1 protein-coding gene is annotated in these 459 nt (G+C 49.0%); it reads left to right on the top strand.

What is annotated here, in order from left to right; translation table 11 throughout:
* Positions 1 to 459 (top strand): NADH-quinone oxidoreductase subunit C (locus AB5935_RS26825; RefSeq protein ID WP_368327959.1); only part of this gene is annotated, 459 nt, incomplete at both ends.

The raw sequence follows: 459 nt of genomic DNA on the forward strand, positions 1-459 counted from the left end.
GGACTGGGGAGTAGCCGATGAGAAAGACGCTCCGGAAAAACTCCGCGGCTTAGGCGTAGTCTACCATCTGGAATCTACCATTACAGGCGAACGGATAGCACTAAAAACAGCGACAACCAACCGCGAGCTACCGGAAATTCCGTCTGTCAGCGACATCTGGAAGATAGCCGACTTCTACGAACGTGAAGTTTTTGATTTTTATGGCATCACCTTTGTCGGTCATCCTGATATGCGCCGGCTCTACCTGCGCAACGATTGGATCGGTTATCCGATGCGTAAAGATAACGACCCGGAAAAGGATAACCCACTGTGCATGACCAATGAAGAGACGTTTGATACGACTCAAGAAATAGAACTGAACCCGGACGGAACCATCAAGAACAAAGAGACGAAACTGTTCGGCGAAGAAGAATATGTAGTCAACATCGGTCCGCAGCACCCTGCTACTCATGGTGTAAT

Source organism: Phocaeicola sp. RTP21198st1_B8_RTP21198_201120, from assembly GCF_040929485.1.
In the GTDB taxonomy this organism is placed as follows: Bacteria; Bacteroidota; Bacteroidia; order Bacteroidales; family Bacteroidaceae; genus Phocaeicola; species Phocaeicola dorei.